Source organism: Sorangium sp. So ce119 (genome assembly GCF_051524405.1).
Taxonomy (GTDB): Bacteria; Myxococcota_A; Polyangia; order Polyangiales; family Polyangiaceae; genus Sorangium; species Sorangium cellulosum_G.
On the sequence record NZ_CP150310.1, the window covers coordinates 2,881,885 to 2,897,281 of the forward strand.

Annotated in this window: 17 protein-coding genes; 7 read left to right on the forward strand and 10 right to left on the reverse strand. The window is 71.1% G+C overall.

The genetic code is table 11. The features are described from left to right. Positions 1 to 45: 45 nt before the first annotated feature. Positions 46 to 561, forward strand: coding sequence for a cyclic pyranopterin monophosphate synthase MoaC (gene moaC, locus WME76_RS10975; RefSeq protein WP_061614696.1), 516 nt, complete (start codon positions 46 to 48; stop codon positions 559 to 561). Continuing rightward, positions 558 to 1,055, forward strand: a complete 498-nt coding sequence (locus WME76_RS10980) for a molybdenum cofactor biosynthesis protein MoaE (RefSeq protein WP_061614695.1) — start codon at positions 558 to 560, stop codon at positions 1,053 to 1,055. The genes moaC and WME76_RS10980 overlap by 4 nt, the downstream gene beginning before the upstream one ends. On the opposite strand, the gene phoU is transcribed toward WME76_RS10980, so the two are convergent. From phoU to WME76_RS11015, 7 genes are all read right to left on the reverse strand, one after another. Further along, positions 1,052 to 1,780, reverse strand: coding sequence for a phosphate signaling complex protein PhoU (gene phoU, locus WME76_RS10985; protein WP_061614694.1), 729 nt, complete (start codon positions 1,778 to 1,780; stop codon positions 1,052 to 1,054). The genes WME76_RS10980 and phoU overlap by 4 nt on opposite strands. A 17-nt stretch (positions 1,781 to 1,797) precedes the next feature. Beyond that, positions 1,798 to 2,658, reverse strand: coding sequence for a phosphate ABC transporter ATP-binding protein PstB (pstB, locus tag WME76_RS10990; RefSeq protein WP_437960090.1), 861 nt, complete (start codon positions 2,656 to 2,658; stop codon positions 1,798 to 1,800). A gap of 9 nt (positions 2,659 to 2,667) precedes the next feature. Continuing rightward, positions 2,668 to 3,579, reverse strand: coding sequence for a phosphate ABC transporter permease PstA (gene pstA / locus WME76_RS10995; protein WP_437960091.1), 912 nt, complete (start codon positions 3,577 to 3,579; stop codon positions 2,668 to 2,670). Next, entirely contained in the window at positions 3,576 to 4,538 is a 963-nt protein-coding gene (gene pstC, locus WME76_RS11000; RefSeq protein ID WP_437960092.1) for a phosphate ABC transporter permease subunit PstC, read from the reverse strand. Before pstC ends, pstA begins: the two co-directional genes overlap by 4 nt. 100 nt (positions 4,539 to 4,638) lie before the next feature. Beyond that, a complete protein-coding gene (pstS, locus tag WME76_RS11005; protein ID WP_437960093.1) occupies positions 4,639 to 5,748 on the reverse strand; it encodes a phosphate ABC transporter substrate-binding protein PstS in 1,110 nt (369 codons plus the stop codon). Positions 5,749 to 5,842: 94 nt separating this feature from the next. Then, positions 5,843 to 7,339 (reverse strand): HAMP domain-containing sensor histidine kinase, encoded by a 1,497-nt coding sequence (locus tag WME76_RS11010; protein ID WP_437960094.1) that lies wholly within the window; start codon positions 7,337 to 7,339, stop codon positions 5,843 to 5,845. Between the two features lie 8 nt (positions 7,340 to 7,347). Then, positions 7,348 to 8,043, reverse strand: coding sequence for a response regulator (locus WME76_RS11015; protein WP_437960095.1), 696 nt, complete (start codon positions 8,041 to 8,043; stop codon positions 7,348 to 7,350). Positions 8,044 to 8,347: 304 nt separating this feature from the next. Here WME76_RS11015 and ndk point away from each other — a divergent pair, with 304 nt between their 5' ends. Genes ndk through dapE form a run of 4 tightly spaced genes read left to right on the forward strand, consistent with a single transcriptional unit; the run spans position 8,348 to position 11,665 of the window. Continuing rightward, the gene (gene ndk / locus WME76_RS11020) at positions 8,348 to 8,782 is read left to right on the forward strand and encodes a nucleoside-diphosphate kinase (protein WP_061611865.1); all 435 of its coding nucleotides are present in this window, start codon (positions 8,348 to 8,350) and stop codon (positions 8,780 to 8,782) included. After that, positions 8,782 to 9,648, forward strand: a complete 867-nt coding sequence (locus tag WME76_RS11025) for a hypothetical protein (protein ID WP_437960096.1) — start codon at positions 8,782 to 8,784, stop codon at positions 9,646 to 9,648. The genes ndk and WME76_RS11025 overlap by 1 nt, the downstream gene beginning before the upstream one ends. Before the next feature lie 41 nt (positions 9,649 to 9,689). Further along, on the forward strand, positions 9,690 to 10,565 hold the full coding sequence (locus WME76_RS11030) for a 2,3,4,5-tetrahydropyridine-2,6-dicarboxylate N-succinyltransferase (RefSeq protein ID WP_437960097.1): 876 nt from the start codon (positions 9,690 to 9,692) through the stop codon (positions 10,563 to 10,565). Continuing rightward, complete coding sequence (gene dapE, locus WME76_RS11035; protein ID WP_437960098.1) at positions 10,562 to 11,665, forward strand: succinyl-diaminopimelate desuccinylase; 1,104 nt, start codon at positions 10,562 to 10,564, stop codon at positions 11,663 to 11,665. Before WME76_RS11030 ends, dapE begins: the two co-directional genes overlap by 4 nt. 51 nt (positions 11,666 to 11,716) lie before the next feature. Here the strand turns inward: dapE and WME76_RS11040 are convergent, their stop codons facing one another. The 3 genes from WME76_RS11040 to WME76_RS11050 all read right to left on the reverse strand — a co-directional run bounded on the left by WME76_RS11040 (position 11,717) and on the right by WME76_RS11050 (position 14,148). Further along, on the reverse strand, positions 11,717 to 12,520 hold the full coding sequence (locus WME76_RS11040; RefSeq protein WP_437960099.1) for a sensor histidine kinase: 804 nt from the start codon (positions 12,518 to 12,520) through the stop codon (positions 11,717 to 11,719). 499 nt (positions 12,521 to 13,019) lie between these two features. After that, positions 13,020 to 13,463: a response regulator gene (locus tag WME76_RS11045; protein WP_433936104.1), complete on the reverse strand. Its 444-nt coding sequence runs from the start codon at positions 13,461 to 13,463 to the stop codon at positions 13,020 to 13,022. Between the two features lie 211 nt (positions 13,464 to 13,674). Then, on the reverse strand, positions 13,675 to 14,148 hold the full coding sequence (locus WME76_RS11050) for a response regulator (protein ID WP_437960100.1): 474 nt from the start codon (positions 14,146 to 14,148) through the stop codon (positions 13,675 to 13,677). Positions 14,149 to 14,419: 271 nt separating this feature from the next. On the opposite strand from WME76_RS11050, the gene WME76_RS11055 reads away from it, so the two are divergent. Next, positions 14,420 to 15,235: a sensor histidine kinase gene (locus WME76_RS11055; RefSeq protein WP_437960101.1), complete on the forward strand. Its 816-nt coding sequence runs from the start codon at positions 14,420 to 14,422 to the stop codon at positions 15,233 to 15,235. The last annotated feature ends 162 nt before the right edge of the window (positions 15,236 to 15,397 follow it).

Consider the following 15,397-nt stretch of genomic DNA (forward strand, 5'->3'; position numbering starts at 1 on the left):
GTTCGGCTTCCGGTCCCGCGGCTGGCCGTGTCAGATTCCGGATCGATGTCGCGAACCCCCGAACACCCCGGCGAGGGCCAGGCGCTCTCGACCCACCTCTCCCCGAGCGGCGAGGCCCGCATGGTGCCTGTCGAAGGCAAGCCCGTCACGCACCGCCGCGCGGTCGCGTCGGGCGCCGTGCGCATGCGCCCCGAGACCATCGCGAGGGTCGCGCGCGACGACGCGCCCAAGGGCGACGTGCTGGCCGCGGCGAGGATCGCGGGGATCATGGCGGCGAAGCGCACGCCGGAGCTCATCCCGCTCTGCCACGGCATCGCGCTCACGCACGTCGCGGTCCAGCTCGACGTGGACGAGCCCTCCGCCGCGATCCGCGTGACCGCCGCCGCGGAGGCGCTCGATCGCACCGGCGTCGAGATGGAGGCGATGGTCGCGGTGAGCGCCGCCTGCCTGACGATCTACGACATGCTGAAGGGCATCGACCGCGAGATGGTGATCTCGGAGATCAAGCTCCTCGAGAAGAGCGGGGGCCGCTCCGGTCATTTCCAGAGGAGCGCGCCGTGAGCCGGATCCGCACCGAGCCGCTCCGCCTCGACGAGCTGATCGCCGCCGTGTCCCACCCCGGCGCGGGCGGCATCGCCACGTTCCTCGGCGTCGTTCGCGACGTGAACGACGGCCGCTCCGTCACGCTGCTCGAGTACGAGGCCTACGGCGCGATGGCCGAGGCCGAGCTCGAGCGGATCCTTACGGAGATCGCCGCGGAGATCCCCGGCCTGCGCGTCGCCGCGACGCACCGGATCGGCGCGCTCCAGATCGGCGACGCCGCCGTGGCCTGCGCCGCGAGCGCGCCGCACCGGGGCGAGGCCTTCCGCGGGTGCCGCCTGCTCATCGATCGCATCAAGGCGCGCCTGCCGATCTGGAAGCGCGAGCACGGCCCGGACGGGCCTTACTGGGTCGGCTGGGAGGACGCCCGCTGCGGCGGCGAGCACGAGGAGCACCACGGGCACGCGCACGGCCACGGCGGCGGCGCGGCGCCGCCGGGCGACGCGGGCGCCTAGCGCATCCGCAGGCCTGGCGGCGGCGGCCGCGTGGAGAGCGGATCGTTCTCCTTCAGGCGGTTGTTGTGCCGGATGTCCGTCCCCTTCACGAGGAACACCACCGACTCCGCGATGTTCATCGCGTGATCGGCGATGCGCTCCAGGTACTTCGCGATCGACTGGATGCGCGTGGCCCGGTACACGGTGCTCGGGTCGCGGCTCATCGTGTGGAGCACCTCCTGGAAGATGCGGGCGTAGTGCTCGTCGATCACGTCGTCACGCGTGAGGAGCTCCTTCGCGCGATCGCAGTCGCGGGCGACCAGCGCGTCGAGCGCCTCGTGCACCACCTCGATCGCCTCGTCCGAGAGGCCTTGCAGCTCCGCCGCCGGCGCGAGCGGCGGCTCCTCGTTGAGCTCTTGCACCCGCTCGCAGACGTTCACCACGAGGTCGCCGATGCGCTCCAGGTCGGTGACGATCTTGAGCGCCGTGGTGACGAAGCGCAGGTCGGAGGCGACGGGCTGGCGCGTCGCGAGGATCCTCATGCACAGCTCGTCGACCTCGCACTCCAGGCTGTTGATCCGGCGGTCGAGCCGGATCGTCGCCTTGGCGAGGCCCGTGTCGCGCGTCGCGAGCGCGGTCGAGCCCTTCTGGATCATCTCCTCGACCAGGCTGCCCATCAGCAGCAGCTTCTCTCGCAGCGTCCGTAGCTCGTGCTCGTAGACCTTGCTCGTGTGCGACGTCGGCATGAATCTCCCCGCTCCCCTCAGCCGAACTTACCGGTGACGTAATCTTCGGTCTTGCTTTCCTTGGGGTTGGTGAAGATGGTCTGCGTCCTGTCGAACTCCACCAGATCCCCCATGTAGAAGAAAGCCGTGTAGTCAGAGCACCGCGCGGCCTGCTGCATGTTGTGTGTGACGAGCACGCAAGTATACCGCTGCTTCAGCTCGTCGATGAGCTCTTCCACGCGCGCGGTCGCGATCGGGTCGAGCGCTGAGCACGGCTCGTCGAGCAGGATGACCTCGGGCTCGACGGCGAGCACGCGCGCGATGCAGAGTCGCTGCTGCTGGCCGCCGGAGAGCGAGAGGCCGGACTGGTCGAGCTTGTCCTTCACCTCGTCCCAGAGCGCGACCTGGCGCAGGCACTTCTCGACGAGGCCTGTAGGGTCCTTCACGGAGTTGCCGTTCAGCTTGTGGCCGGCGAGGACGTTCTCGCGGATCGACATGGTGGGAAACGGGTTGGGCTTCTGGAACACCATGCCGACGCGGCGCCGCAGCCGCACCGGGTCGACTGCCTTGTCGTAGATGTTCACGCCGTCGATCATGACGGAGCCCTTCGCCGTGGCCCCGGGCACCTGCTCGTGCATCCGGTTGAGGCAGCGCAGGAACGTCGACTTGCCACAACCGGACGGCCCGATCACCGCCGTGACGTGGCGATCCGGGATGTCCAACGTGATGTCGTGGATCGCGTGGAATCTGTGGAAATAGGCGTTCAGCCGCGTGACGCTGATCTTCGCTGGCGGCGCCTGGGGCTCGGGCTCGACGGAATGGCCGTCGATCCCGTTGGCGTCGAGCCGTCTGCGGCGCTGACCGATCTGTGCATTGTGCGGCGAGTCGAACGAGCTCATCGAGTGCCTTTAACGCGCTTTGACGCTCCGGGACGTGACGATGCGGGCGAGCAGATTCAGGAAGAACACGATGGCGATCAGCACGAGCGCGCCAGTCCAGGCCTCCTGCTGCCACTTCGCGTAGGGCGATGTCGCGTTGCGCCAGATCTGCACGGGCAGCGAGGCGATGGGGCGATCGACGGCGAAGCTCCAGTACTGGGAGCCGAGCGCGGTGAGGAGCACCGGCGCTGTCTCGCCGGCGATGCGGGCCACGGCGAGCATCACGCCGGTGCCGATGCCGGGAGAGGCCGTGCGGAGCACGACGAGGAGGCTCGTGCGCCACTCCGGGACGCCGAGGGCGAGCGACGCCTCGCGGAGGTGCGCGGGCACGAGCCTGAGCAGCTCCTCCGTCGTGCGGGTCACCGTCGGGAGCATCACGATCGCGAGCGCGATGCCGCCGGCGAGCGCGGAGAAGCGCTTCATCGTGACCACGACAAGCGCGTAGATGAACACGCCGATGGTGATCGACGGGACGCCGCCGAGCACGTCCGCGATGAACCGGATGGCGCTCGCGAGCTTACCCCGGCCGATCTCGGCCAGGTAGATGCCGGCGAGGATGCCTGTCGGGAGCCCGATGCAGGAGCCGATGGCGATCAGGAGGAGCGTGCCCACGACCGCGTTGCCCATGCCGCTCCGCTCGTCGCCGACCGGCTTCGGGAGCTGGGTGAAGAAGTCGAGGGACAGCCCGCCGAGGCCCTTGCTGACGACGTAAAGGAAGATGAGGAGCAGCGGGGCCAGGACGACGACGGCGCTCGCGGCGCAGAGCCCTTCGAAGAAGTAGCCGCGGGCGCGGCGCAGGCGCTCGCCGGGAGCCGGCGCGAGCAGCGTGCGCCGGGGGGCGCTGGACGGCCTGGCGACGGGGGGAGGGGTCGTGCGGCTCATGCGCGTCGCTCCAGCTTGCTCTTCGTCGAGCTCACCAGCCACCGGGCGAAGAGGTTGAGGAGGAGGGCGACCCCGAAGAGGAGCAGCGCGATCTCGGAGAGCGCCGACACGTACATGTCGCTGGTCGCCTCGACGAACTCGTTCGCGATGACGCTCGACATCGAGTACCCGGGGTGGAAGATCGAGGCGCTCACCTTCGGGACGTTGCCGATCAGCATCGTGACCGCCATCGTCTCGCCGAGCGCCCGGTTCAGCCCGAGGATGATGGCCCCGATGATGCCCGAGCGCGCGGACGGCAGGACCGCGTAGCGGATGGTATCCCAGGCGGACGCGCCCAGGCCGACCGCCGCCTCGCGGTGGAGCGGCGGGACCGCCTGCATCACCTCCCGTGACACCGACGTGATCGTGGGGACGATCATGATCGCGAGGATGACGCCCGCGGCGAACATGCCGAAGCCGAGCGGCGGGCCCTCGAAGAGGGGCAGGTAGCCGAAGTACTTGATGAGGACCGGCTCGACGGTGTCCCGGAGCCAGGGTCGGAGCACCGCGATGCCCCAGAACCCGTAGACGACGCTCGGGATCGCCGCGAGCAGCTCGACCAGGAAGCCGAGCGGCTTGCGGATCCGGTGGGGCGCCAGATCCGAGAGGAAGATCGCGAGGCCGAGCGAGACGGGGACCGCGAGCGCGATGGCGATCAGCGACGTGACGACCGTGCCGTAGATGAACGGGAGCGCGCCGAACTGCTCGCGCGCGGGGTCCCACACCATCCCGGTGAGGAACCCGAAGCCGAACTTGTCGATCGAGAGCCGCGATGACCGGACGAGCTCCAGCACCATCAGCAGGGGCACCGCGAGCACCGTCAGGCCGAACACCGTCAAGATCGCGCGGAACGCTCGGTCTGCGCCGCGCGCCCCGCCCGCCGCGTCGCCTCCTGTCGCCGGCGAGGCAGCTTGTTGCATCGGGACTTCTACCGTGCTCATGACCTACCTGCGCGCACCGCGGCGGCGACGCCCGGCGGAACCGCCGCTCGCGCCGCGCGCGGGCCTTCCTTCGGGGTTACTACGGGGCGAGCAGCGGCTTGCCGTCGGGGCCCACCAGCGCGGCGAGCTTCGCGTCGACCTTCTCGACGACGGCCGCGGGCAGCGGCGCATAGTGGAGATCGTTGGTGAACTTCTGGCCGTCCTGCATCGCCCATTTCATGAACCGGGCCAGCACCTTCCCCTTCGCGAGATCCTTCTGCTCCTGGTACGCGAGGAGGTAGGTGAAGCCGGCGATGGGATACGCGTCCTCGCCTTCGGCGTCCACGAGCGAGATCCGCAGATCGTCGGGCATCCTGGCGGCGGCGCTGGCGCCCGCGGCGGTCGTGCTCTCGAGCGACGGGGCGACGAACTTCCCGCTCTTGTTCCTGAGCGACGCGAACGTGAGCTTGTTCTGCATCGCGTACGCGAGCTCGATGTAGCCGATGGAGGCGGGCGTGCTGGAGATGAGGGCGGAGACCCCGTCGTTGCCCTTCGCGCCGAGGCCACCCGGCCAGTTGACGCTGGTCCCGGTCCCGGGGCCGCTCTTCCACTCCGGGCTGACCGCGCTCAGGTAGTCGACGAAGATCTTGGTGGTGCCGCTGCCGTCCGAGCGGTGGACCGTCGCGATGTCCTTCTCGGGGAGCTTCACGTCCGGGTTCTCCTTCTGGATGGCCGGGTCGTTCCACTTCTTGATCTTGCCGAGGAAGATGTGCGCGGCGGCGTCCGGCGTGAGCTTCAGGCCCGACGGGATGCCCTCGAGGTTGTAGGTCAGCACGACCGCGCCGAGGCACGTCGGCAGGTGGAGGATGCCGGCCGCCTTCGCGAGCTGCTCCTCGGTCATCGGCGCGTCGGTGGCGCCGAAGTCGACGGTCCGCTCGGTGATCTGCCGGATCCCGCCCCCGGAGCCGATCGACTGGTAGTTGATCTTGACCTTCGAGTTGGCCTTCTGGAACTCGGAGATCCACTTCGTGTAAAGCGGGTACGGGAACGTCGCGCCCGCGCCCGTCAGCGTGATCTCCCCGTCGGCGGTCGGCTGCGTTCCGGCGCTCTTGTTCGAGCCGGGGAGCGCGCCGGTGTCCTGCGGGGCATCGGAGCGACCGCACGCCGCGGTCACGGTCAACATCGCGAGGGTGAGCAGAGTTCGAGTCATGCAGCCTCAGGCGTAGTCGAGCTCTGTGACAGCCGCGTGACAGCAAGGTGGAACAGAGAGCACCGCTCTTTCCCGTCTTTGCAAGGTTGCAAGGTCACGCAGCGCGCGCGAGGCGGACGGTGAACTGGGTGCCGCGGCCGATGGCGCTCTCGACCTCGATCGAGCCGTTCATCAGCTCGACCAGGTGCTTGACGATGGCGAGGCCGAGCCCCGTGCCGCCGAGGTCGCGCGAGCGGCCGGCGTCCACGCGGTAGAACCGCTCGAAGATGCGGCCCAGGTGGTGGGGGGGGATGCCGGGGCCGTCGTCGGCCACCGCGATCGTCACCTGCTGGTCGACCGACCGGGCCTTCACCAGGACGTGGGCGCCCTCGCCGGCGTACTTGATGGCGTTGTCGAGCAGGTTCATGAGCACCTGCTCGAGCGCGCGGCGGTCGCACCGCGCGGGCGGGAGGGCGGCGGCGTCGACCGTCACGGTGACCCGGCGCCGGCGCGCCGACTCGCCGAGCAGGTGCGTCACGTGCTCGATGGCGGGGGCGACGTCGAGCTCCGACAGCGAGACGCGGAAGTTCTTCGCCTCGATCTTCGAGAGGTCGAGCAGGTCGTCGACGAGGTGGCGGAGGCGCTTCGCGTGCCGGTCGATCACGTCGACGAACTCGGCCGCCTCGTGGGGGTCCTGGAGCGCGCCGAGCTGCAGCGTCTCGGCGGCGGTGCTGATCGCGGTGACCGGGGTCCGCAGCTCGTGGGACACGTTGGCGACGAAGTCGGTCCGGATCGTCTCCAGCCGGCGGAGATCGGTGACGTCGTGGAACACGGCGATGAGCCCCGGCTCGGCCGAGCCCCCGTCGTGGTCCGCGCCGCGCGCGTCGTGCCCTTCGCGCGCGTCACGTCCGAGCGCCGCCGGGCTCTTCCGGCGCGACACGCGCACGAGCAGCCGCCTCGGCAGCGTCCGCCCGAGCTCCACCTCGACGTCGACCGGCTCGTCCCGCCTGCCGGCGAGCTGGATCGCCTCGGTGAGCCGCGCGCTGCGGATCGCCTCGATCACCGATCGGCCGAGCGCGTCCTCGCCGAGCGGAGCCATCGCGCGCAGCGCCCGGTTGGCGAGGAGGATGCGCCCGTCGCGATCGAGCACGAGCACGCCCTCGCTCATGCCGTCGAGGATGCCCGCGAGCAGGTCGCGCTCCGTCCGGGCCTCGGCGATGGATCGGGAGAGCTCGCTCGTGAGGTGGTTCAGCGCGTGCGCGAGCTGGCGGAGCTCGCCCGAGCCGCGCAGGGGCGCGCGCGTCGACAGGTCGCCCTCGGACATGGCGAGCGCGAAGCGGGTCAGCCTCCGGATCGGGCGCGTGATGAAGAACGTCGTGGCGGCGCCCACCGAGATGGCGACGACGATCACGGCGCCCATGCCGATCAGCAGGGTGCGCCGCGAGCGCCAGACGGCCGCGTCCACGGCGGCGCGCGGGCTGTGCTCCGCGACGAGCGCCGCCTCCATGTCGCGCGCGGCGAGGCGCTCGATCGGGACGCCCGCGACGACGAGGACGAGCACCGTCGCCGCCACGAGCTTCGCGCCGATGCCGAGCCGCCGCAGCGCGCGCATGGCGCTCTCTACGCGGCCTCGGGGTCGGCGCGGAACCGGTAGCCGACCCCGCGCACCGTCTCGATGTAGTCGCCGGCGGCCCCGAGCTTCTCGCGGACGCGCTTCACGTGGGTGTCGACGTTGCGCGCGGTGACGTCGACGTGCGACCCCCACACCTCGTCCAGCAGGAGGTCGCGCGAGAGCACGCGGCCGCGGCGATCGTGGAGCATCATGAGCAGGCGGAACTCGAGCGCCGTCAGCGCGATCTCGTTCTCCTGCACCCAGGCCCGGTGCGCGGCCCGATCGACCCGCAGGATCCCGAAGTCGAACTTCTCCGGGGCCGACGTGGGGCTCTCCGACCGCTTCAGGATCGCCCGGGCGCGCAGGATGAGCTCCCGCACGCTGAACGGCTTGACGACGTAGTCGTCGGCCCCGAGCTCGAAGCCGACGATCCGGTCGATCTCCTCGCCCTTGGCCGTGACCATGATGACGGGCACCGCCGAGGTCTGCGGGTTCTGCTTGAGGCGGCGGCAGATCTCGGTGCCCGACATGTCCGGGAGCATCAGGTCGAGCAGGACGAGATCGAACCGCTCCTCCTTGACCGCCCGGAGCGCCGTCTCGCCGCTCCCCGCGGAGACCACATCAAACCCAGCCTGACGAAAGTTATAAGTAAGGACGCGCTGAAGGTCGCGCTCGTCCTCGACGATGAGCACGTGGCTCGGCATGGCCGATGGGTGTAGCAGCGCATTGTGTCAGCTTGATGGCGATCGCGCGTGCCGCGCGTCGCCCCCGCGAGACGGTATTTCATCGAGCATCAGGCAAAGAGAGAGGGCGAGGAGAGGCGCGCGGGAGAGGAGAGGGGGCGAGTCGAGGGCGGACGGAGGGAGCCGCCGGCGGCGCGCGGCTGCGGACGAACGGAAACGACGCGATGGCGGCGGCGCGCCGGGAGCGCAGCGACGCGGCCGCCGCCCTGGCGGCGGCGCGCGTGGCGCTTGCAAATCTCAGAGTTTTCGCCTAACTGGGCCGCCCATGGCCCTCGAGCGAACCCTCTCAATCATCAAGCCTGATGCGATGGAAAAGAACACGGCCGGCGCGATCATCGCCCGCCTCGAGCAGGAGGGCTTCACGGTCAAAGCGATGAAGCGGATCCACCTCACCCGCGCGGAGGCGGAGGGCTTCTACGCCGAGCACCGCGGGCGCGGCTTCTTCGGCGAGCTCGTGGAGTTCATGTCGCGCAGCCCCATCCTGGTGATGGCGCTCGAGCGCGAGGACGCGGTCGCGAAGTACCGCGAGGTCATCGGCGCGACCGACCCGGCGAAGGCGGCGGAGGGGACGATCCGCAAGCTGTTCGGGGCGAGCGTGGGCGAGAACGCGGTCCACGGCTCGGACAAGACGTCGACCGCGGCGCGGGAGATCGCCTACTTCTTCGCGGGTTACGAGGTCGCTCCGAGCGCGACGGCCTGATGCTCGGCGAGCGGCTCGCGGCTGCGCTCGGCGCGGCGCGCGACGGCGCTGCAGGCATCGAGAGCTTCGCGCACCTGCTCGGCTCGCGCCGCGTCGGGCCGCGCGGGGTCGCCCTCGCGCTGACCGAGGTGTGCGAGGGGTGCGCGGCGCTCCTCGCCGCCCTCGACAGCCTCTCCGCCGCGGTCCGCGACGGCTTCGTCGAGGCGGGCGACGCCGCGGCGGCCGACGCCGCGTGCGCGGCGCTCGGCCACGCCAGCGTCGAGGTCGCGCGCCTCACCGACGAGCTGTCGCGCGCCTCGGCGGGCGCCGCGCCGGGGCGGGCCCTGGCGCGCGGCCGCGGGGAGCGCGGCGGCATCGACGCGCGGCAGCGGCTCGCGCTCGAGTCGTCGGTCCGCAGGGCGGCCCGCGAGCTGAGCGGCTCGCTGCGCCTGTCCGAGCTCGTGATGGCGACCCTCGAGCTGCGGCCGACGCCGCTCGATCTCATCGACGTGCTCCGCAACTGGAGCGCGTCGCCGGCCGAAGGGCGGCCCGTCATCGCCATCTCGGTCGCCTCGTCGGACGGCCGCGCCAACGAGGTGGAGGGCGACGTGCGCGCGGTGAGCGGGCTCATGGAGCTCGCCGTCGGCATGGTCAGCGCCGCCGGCGTCGCGAGCCCTCACCTCGCCGTGTCTCGCCTCCCGGACGGCCGCTCGACGGTGCGCATCGCGGAGCGGAGCCCGCGCGAGGCGGCGACGTCAGTCGCGCTCGACGTGGTGGTGCGCGACGGCGGCGAGCGCGCCGTCGCCGTGGCCCGCGTCGTCGCGCGGCGCGCGCGCATCGAGCTCGCCGAGGGGACCGGCGGCCGCGTCGTCACGATGACGTTCTGACGCGGTGCCGGTGGTGGCGCGGCCGTGCTAAAGGCGGCGCCATGGTCACCGACGAATCCTTGAAGTCCCTCGTTGAGGCGGCGTTCCGCGACCGCGAGCTCCTGCGCTCGCCCGCGCACGAGGCCGCGGTCCTCCGCACGATCGAGTGCCTCGATCAAGGCCTGCTCCGCGTCGCCGAGCGCGACGCCAGCCCGCAGGCGGGCGGCGAGGGCGCGGCGCCCGCGGGCGGGGACGCGCCGCACCGGTGGGTGACGCACGCGTGGATCAAGGAGGCGATCCTGCTCTACTTCGCGCTCCGCGGCATGAGCGTGATGGAGGCCGGCCCCCTCGAGTTCTACGATAAGATCCCGCTCAAGCGGGGGCTCGACAAGGCGGGCGTGCGCGTGGTGCCGCCGGGGGCGGTGCGCTACGGCGCGTTCCTCGAGCAGGGCGCGATCGTGATGCCCGGCTACGTGAACATCGGCGCGTGGGTCGGCTCGGGGTCGATGGTCGACACGTGGGCGACGGTCGGGAGCTGCGCGCAGATCGGGCGAGGGGTCCACCTCGCCGGGGGCGTCGGCATCGGCGGCGTGCTCGAGCCGCCGGGCGCGCGGCCGGTGATCATCGAGGACGGCGTCTTCGTGGGCTCCCGGGTCATCGTCGTGGAGGGCGTCGTGGTCGAGGAGGAGGCGGTGCTCGGCGCCGGCGTGGTGCTCACCGCGTCGACGGCGATCCTCGACGTCACGGGGCCCGAGGTCGTCGAGCACCGCGGCCGGGTGCCGGCGCGCAGCGTGGTGATCCCGGGGACGCGGCCGAAGCGCTTCCCTGCGGGGGAGTTCTCGATCCCGTGCGCGCTCATCATCGGCAAGCGGAGCGAGGCGACGGACCGCAAGGTGTCGCTGAACGCGGCGCTGCGCGACTTCGCGGTGCCGGTGTGAACACGCTGCCCGACCAGGACGCGGCGGCCGAGGCGGCCCTCGCGGACACGCTGCTCTGGCTGTGCTCCGTCCCGTCGCCCATCGGCGAGGAGCAGGCGCTGTGCTCGGAGGTGGCGGAGCGGCTCGGGCGGGCCCGGCTCGCCGCGCCGGTGCGCCGCCACGGCGACTCGCTGGTGGTGCAGGTGACGCAGGGCACCGGCGGCCCGAAGATCGCGCTGGCCGGGCACCTCGACGTGGTGCGCACCTCCCACGACGGGCCGCCGCGCATCGAGGGGGATCGCCTCTACGGCCCCGGCGCGAGCGACATGAAGTCGGGCCTCGCGCTGATGCTCGACCTCGCCGAGGGCGAGCGGCGGGACATCGCCGGGGTCGATCTGACGCTCGTGTTCTACGCCCGGGAGGAGGGCCCGTACCTCGAGAACGAGCTCGCGCTGGTGATCGAGCGCGAGCCGGGTCTCCGCGCGCTCGACCTCGCGGTGTGCCTCGAGCCGAGCGACAACAAGCTGAGCCTCGGCGCGAGCGGCTCGCTCCACGCGGGGCTGACGTTCCGGGGGCGCACGGCGCACAGCGCGCGGCCATGGCAGGGGGAGAACGCCATCTACAAGGCGGGCCCGTTCCTGGTCGAGCTCGCCGCCCTCGCGCCGCGCGAGGTCGAGATCGACGGCTTCGTCTACCGGGAGGTGACGACGGCGACGATGGCGCAGGGCGGGCGCGGGCGGAACGTCGTGCCCGACGAGTTCACGATGAACCTGAACCACCGCTTCCCCCCAGGGACGTCGATCCAGGAGGCGCAGCGGACGATCGAGGCGCTCGTGGCCGGCCGCGCCGAGATCGCCTGGCGCGATCTCAGCCCCTCGGCGCCGCCGCACGCGTCGCACCCGCTCGTCGTGGCGCTGCGCGAGGCCGGCGTCGCCGCGGTCGAGCCGAAGCAGGCGTGGACCGACGTGGCGCGCTTCGCGGAGCTCGGCGTGCCCGCGGTGAACTTCGGCCCCGGCGAGAACGCCCAGGCGCACCAGCGCAACGAGTGGGCGTCGCTGCGAAAGCTGTACGAGGGTCGCGCGATCCTTCGTCGCTGGCTCTCGGCCTTCAAGCCGGCCTGACGGCGCGCGCCCCTCGTCGGCGCGGGCGGCTCTCCAGCGCCCGCCGCGCGGCTACGCGCGCTCTGCCTCGACGGAGCGCACCGAGAGCCCGGCGGCCGGGATGGTGAAGAAGAACGTGCTGCCGTGGCCGGGCGAGCTCTCGACCCAGATCGTGCCGCCGTGGGCCTCCACGATGCCCTTCGTGACGAACGCCGCGAGGCCCATCCCCTGACCCATGGGCCTCCGGGCCGGCGCGTGGCGCGCGAAGAGCAGCGGCTGCAGGTCCGACGGGATCCCGGGGCCGGTGTCGGAGATCGAGAACCGCGCGTCGGTGCCCGATATCTCTGCGCGCACCGTGATGCGCCCGCCCTTCGGCGTGAAGCGCAGGGCGTTGCCGAGCAGGTTGGCGAGCACCTGGACGATGCGATCGCGGTCGCACGCGATGGGAGGCACGTCGTGCGGCAGCTCCTTCGCGATCTCGAGCGGCTTCAGCGCGACCGTCGGCGCGACGAGCTCGATCGCCCGGTCGAGGATGGGCTCGACCTCGTGCGCGCCCTTGCCGATCTTCAGCGAGCCGCTCTCGATGCTCATCGCGTCCACGAGGTCCTGCGCGAGCTGGTTGATCTCGTCCGCCGCGCGGGTGATCGCCTCGAGCTGCCTCCGCCCCGGGCCGTCCTGAGGGATCGAGCGCAGCAGCATGCGAGCGCTCACGACGATGACGCTCAGCGAGTTCCTGAGGTCGTGAGAGATGGTGGACACGGTCTCGCGGAGCATGCGCTCCGCCGCCTCCGCGCGGCGCTCCAGCCGCTGGCACTGCTCCTCGATCCGCTCGCGCTCTGCCGCGTCGCCCCGTGAAGCGTGTCGCTCCGAGTCCACCTTCGATCGCCTGGGCACCCTGGCGCGCAGGGTAGCCGGTCCTGCCGATCGAGGCCCGCTCGCCGCGGCGGACGTCGAGCCCCTCTTCGGCGCGCGGAGGGGCACCGCCGAGGCGCGCCCGCGGAGCGTGCGCCCGTGCGCTGAATCCGCGCCGTCCGTCGCGTTCTTCCCGGCTTTTTTTCTGGTCACCCCCGCCATCCTTGTTCCCTCTTGTCTCTCAAGCGATCAGTTAGCCAGAAAGACTGTGCTCGGAACAGTCAGGTGGTGCCTCAGTCAAGTCCTGGCAACGCGGGAGCACACGTGCGTGTTTCGCGGTCTCGCTGGTCACGCGGTCGCGTGGATCTCGCCAGTTCTTGCCTGTCCTGTCTGTGTGGCCCCCCTCGTCGGCGTCGTCTGCCTGGTCGGCTCCGTCTTCACGTCACGTCAGCTTCGTCGGCGTCGAAGGTTCGTGTGCGCCGCGCAGACTTCGTCGGTGCTTCGGCCAGCGATCATCGACCCGTCAGGTCGCCCTCTCGGGCTGCGACGGCGCTCCGCGCGCCTCGCCTTCGGTTCGCGACAGGAGGCGGCGAATCTCGAGAACGAGCGTGTCCGGCAGACACGGCTTCGTCAGGAAGGCGTCGCAGCCCGCGTCCTTGGCCTCGCGCGAGTGCCCCGCGAGCGTATGACCGGTGAGGGCGACGATCGGGATCCGCTTCGTGCGCGGGTCGTTCTTGAGGTGGCGCGTGGCCTCCCATCCGTCGATCTCCGGGAGCGACAGATCCATCAGGATGAGGTCCGGGATCAGCTCGAAGGCGCGATCGAGCGCTTCGCGTCCGGTCGCCGCCTCGGCGACGCGGAAGCCGGAGAAGGACAGGTACTCCGCGAACATCTCCCGGTTGTCCTGGAAGTCGTCCACGACCAGGACCAGCGGCGAGAACGCGTTGTCGTCACACTTCACTTCCATCCCAGTGAACCTTTCCATTCGTCAGCGCGCCGGCCGATCGATCGCGAGCGGCGCCGGCGTCGTTCGGCCAGCCTGACGCACTCCACCTAGGGGAGCGATCCGCTCGGGTCACGTGAGGTTTGTATACCTTATTGCCGGCCTGACGCCGGGCATTTCCCCTCCCGCGCAGGGACAGCCCTGCACTTGCCCTGAGGGGGTCTAAGGGTAATCCCTACTCTCCCTGGGTAGGCCCGTAGGGTCGGCGAAGTCCGATGATCTCGTGGAGCAAACGAGCGGCGCTATCCCAGTCGACCGGCTTCACGAGCACGCCGTCGAAGGCCGACGCGTTGAGGGCGGCGCGGGCCTCGAGATCGCGCCGTCCGGTGCACGCGAAGATGGCGACGTGCTGGGTCGCCGGGTCGGCGCGGAGCGCCTCGGCGACGACGAAGCCGTCGATGCCGGGCATCCGCAGGTCGCACAGGATCACATCCGGCACGTCCTGGGTCGCGAGGAACACGCCGCGCAGGCCACCCGCCGCCCGCTCCACCAGGAAGCCGTGCGCGGCGAGCGCCGCCTCCGCCATGAAGAGGAAGTCGGGATCATCATCCACGATGAGGACCCGGCGCCGCCGCTCGATCACCTGGGTATCCTCGTCGCCCTGCTCTTCGTCCCGCTCGGTGAACTCTCTGCGCTCTGCCTCGGACATGCTCCCCCGCTCGCGGCTCGGCTGACAGCGCTCCCCAGGTGCTCCGGCTTGGATGCGCGGCAGGGAGGGCAACGACTTCCGCCGGCGTTTCTGGAAAGGTCCCCCCACGATGGTGGAGGCGGAACTTGAACCCAGTGTACACCTTGTGCCCAGGTCGCTTATCCGCAACCATCAACTGTCCAGCGCAGGTGGGGGCTCTGCGCCGTTCGTCCTCGCCGGCCGGCGACCTCCGTTTCGGGGTGAGCCCGACGACAGTTGGCTTGCTCGTCTGATGCTCAAGCTCCGCGCTGCTGCATATTCGGAGCAGGCGTTTATGTGGATGAATGACGAGTTCTTCGCGCGCGTGGGCCACGACCTGCGGGGCGAGCTGGCGACCATGCTCGCGGGGGTCCATTATCTTTTGCGTTACCAGAAGGACCTCGGCGCGGGGCCGCGCGACATGCTGGAGCGCGTGCGAGGCGCAGGCGAGCGGCTGAAGCGGCTGCTCGACGAGTTCGACAACTCCATCTGGCTCCGCGCGGACGCGAGCCGTCCGATGGCGATCGCCCGGTGTGACGCCGTCGAGCTCGTCCGCCGCGCGGCCGCGCACCTCGAGGGGGCGGCTGCCGCTCGCGGCGTGCGCATCTCCTTCGAAGCTGAGCCCGAGGGCGACGCCACGCTGGAGGGGGATCCAGAGCTGCTCAGGGTGGCGCTCGAGTACGTGCTCGGCTTCGCCATCCTGCGGTCGCGCGATCGGCCGATCCGGGTCCGCGTCGCGATCGCCGACGTCGGGCCGGTGGTGACCGTCGTCGATGAGGCGGGCCCCGTCCCTCCGGAGCCGCTCGCTCGGTTGCTCGATCCGTTCGGCGAGCGGGCGGCGATCCCCGCCGACCCGGTGGCGCCGCGCCGCCGCGAGCGGCTCGGCCTCGGGCTCGCGATCGCGCGAGGCATCCTCGACGCGCATGGGGGCGGGCTGACCGTGGAGCCCTCGTCCGAGCGCCGGGAGGGCGGCGCATCGGCGTCGGGCGCGGACCATGCTGCGACCGGGCTGCGCTTCACGTGTACCCTCGGCGGCGTTGAAGGGAACGCTCCCCCGGAGTCTGCGTGAGGCGTGGGGCCGTTGCCACGCGGTCGGCGGCGATGATGGCAGGCCGAGGTCTTTCGGGGCCCCAACGCGCGGATCGTGTCCGATGAAGACTTCGTCTAGGATGAACTGGGTCGCACGTCGCGGGCGTGCTCCATCTTCCACCGCACACGGATGAATGCGCCT

Coding starts and splice junctions, on each gene's coding strand:
- WME76_RS11045 (WP_433936104.1), bottom strand. CDS start 13,463: ATGGAAGTGAAGTGTGACGACAACGCGTTCTCGCCGCTGGTCCTGGTC.
- WME76_RS11055 (WP_437960101.1), top strand. CDS start 14,420: ATGCTCAAGCTCCGCGCTGCTGCATATTCGGAGCAGGCGTTTATGTGG.
- ndk (WP_061611865.1), top strand. CDS start 8,348: ATGGCCCTCGAGCGAACCCTCTCAATCATCAAGCCTGATGCGATGGAA.
- pstB (WP_437960090.1), bottom strand. CDS start 2,658: ATGAGCTCGTTCGACTCGCCGCACAATGCACAGATCGGTCAGCGCCGC.
- pstS (WP_437960093.1), bottom strand. CDS start 5,748: ATGACTCGAACTCTGCTCACCCTCGCGATGTTGACCGTGACCGCGGCG.
- moaC (WP_061614696.1), top strand. CDS start 46: ATGTCGCGAACCCCCGAACACCCCGGCGAGGGCCAGGCGCTCTCGACC.
- WME76_RS11030 (WP_437960097.1), top strand. CDS start 9,690: ATGGTCACCGACGAATCCTTGAAGTCCCTCGTTGAGGCGGCGTTCCGC.
- WME76_RS11015 (WP_437960095.1), bottom strand. CDS start 8,043: ATGCCGAGCCACGTGCTCATCGTCGAGGACGAGCGCGACCTTCAGCGC.
- phoU (WP_061614694.1), bottom strand. CDS start 1,780: ATGCCGACGTCGCACACGAGCAAGGTCTACGAGCACGAGCTACGGACG.
- WME76_RS11010 (WP_437960094.1), bottom strand. CDS start 7,339: ATGCGCGCGCTGCGGCGGCTCGGCATCGGCGCGAAGCTCGTGGCGGCG.
- WME76_RS11050 (WP_437960100.1), bottom strand. CDS start 14,148: ATGTCCGAGGCAGAGCGCAGAGAGTTCACCGAGCGGGACGAAGAGCAG.
- pstA (WP_437960091.1), bottom strand. CDS start 3,579: ATGAGCCGCACGACCCCTCCCCCCGTCGCCAGGCCGTCCAGCGCCCCC.
- WME76_RS11025 (WP_437960096.1), top strand. CDS start 8,782: ATGCTCGGCGAGCGGCTCGCGGCTGCGCTCGGCGCGGCGCGCGACGGC.
- pstC (WP_437960092.1), bottom strand. CDS start 4,538: ATGCAACAAGCTGCCTCGCCGGCGACAGGAGGCGACGCGGCGGGCGGG.